This is a genomic window from Sphingomonas sp. CCH9-F2, from assembly GCF_001556735.1.
GTDB lineage: Bacteria > Pseudomonadota > Alphaproteobacteria > Sphingomonadales > Sphingomonadaceae > Sphingomonas > Sphingomonas ginsenosidimutans.
Genome location: NZ_LSJO01000574.1, coordinates 1 through 1,547, shown reverse-complemented (window position 1 = coordinate 1,547; position 1,547 = coordinate 1). Strand labels below are relative to the sequence as shown.

Here is a 1,547-nt window from a genome sequence, read left to right as displayed (position 1 = left end):
GAAAACCGCGCGCGGGCCGACGTGTCCGACCTGGAGCGGGCCCGCAACTATCTCGACGCGCTGAAGGCGCATTACGGCAACCACCAGACGCGGATGGCCGAACGGCTGAAGCTGTCCAAGGGCTGGCTGTCCAAGATGCTGAAGGTCGCCACGATCCCTGACGCGGTGATTGCCGCCTTCGCCTCGCCGGGCGACGTGCAGCTGAAGCCGGCCTATACACTCGCCCAGGCGCTAGACGACAAGGACATGGCCAAGGCGATCACCGCCATGGCGCGGCAGGTCGCCAAGGAACAGGCGGCACGTCGCGAGGCGGGCGCCCCCCCCTCCCCCGCCACGGACGTGCTGCGGCGGCTGCTCGACGCGCCAAAGGCGTTGTCCGGTGACGAAAGGCCGGAGCCGTACCGCTACGCCACCAAGTACGGGCGCACCGCACTGACGGTACAGTCGGCTAACCGGCAAGGCGTGACGATCCGCCTCCACGCGGGCTCTGGCGCAGACACGGACGAGTTGATGACCGCCTTGCGCGATGCACTGGCCCACCTCGAGGCGACCGGGAAAGGACTCCAGCGCTGATGTTTCCCCGGGGAAACATGCAGGGGCGGAGCATCGGTTTTGTAAACCGCTGGTCGATGTTTCCCCGGGGAAACATCGCATGACCCGCGCGCGCCGGGAGGCCGTGTCCGAGCAGTTCGAGCTGTTCCTCCCCTATCTTGCCGACTTGCCGCTGCGCGACCAGCGCGAAATGATGGAGCGGCCTTTCTTCAGCCTCGCAAAGTCGAAGCGTGTGAAGCCGATCGACTACCGATCACCGGACGGCAAGCTGTGGGTCCACGTCTCGGCCAATCCCGACTACGGCATGGCGACGATCTGGGACGCGGACATCCTGATCTACTGTGCCTCGATGCTCGCCGACATGGCGCGCCGCGGCGTTAACGACGTGCCGCGCAAGCTCCACCTGATGCCCTACGACCTGCTGCGCGCGATTGGGCGGCAGCCGACGGGTCGCGCCTATGAGCTGCTCGGCCAGGCGCTCGACCGGCTGGTGTCGACCACGGTCAAGACAAATATCCGTGCCGAGAACCGCCGCGAGGCGACGTTCAGCTGGCTCGACGGCTGGACGCAGCTGGTGGACGAGAAGACCGAGCGCTCGCGTGGCATGACAATCGAATTGTCGAACTGGTTCTGGGAAGGCGTGATGATGACCGGCGGCGTGCTGTCGATCGACCGCGCCTATTTCGACATCACCGGCGGGCGCGAGCGCTGGCTGTACAAGGTCGCGCGCAAGCATGCGGGCGGCGCCGGCGAGGCGGGCTTCGCCATCTCGATGCCGACGCTGTTCGAGAAGTCGGGCGCCGAGGGCCAGTATCGCCGCTTCAAGTTCGAGATCGCCAAGATCGCCGAGCGCGACGAACTGCCCGGCTATGCGCTGACGATAGAGCAGCCCGATGGCAAGCGCGAACCCGCGTTGCGGATGCGCCGGCGAAGCGAAGGCGAGACGAAGGCGGCGCCGTCAGCGAAGGCAGCGAAGACTGGCAAGGCACCCTCCC

Annotated in this window: 1 protein-coding gene and 1 pseudogene; both read left to right on the top strand. The window is 66.7% G+C overall.

Annotated elements, in window-relative coordinates; translation table 11 throughout:
• Nucleotides 1-573, top strand: a pseudogene (locus tag AX685_RS22750) (ParB/RepB/Spo0J family partition protein); the annotation flags it as partial.
• A 79-nt stretch (nt 574-652) separates the two neighbouring features.
• On the top strand, nt 653-1,547 hold an 895-nt coding region (locus tag AX685_RS16190; RefSeq protein ID WP_066490530.1), incomplete at its 3' end, for a replication initiator protein A.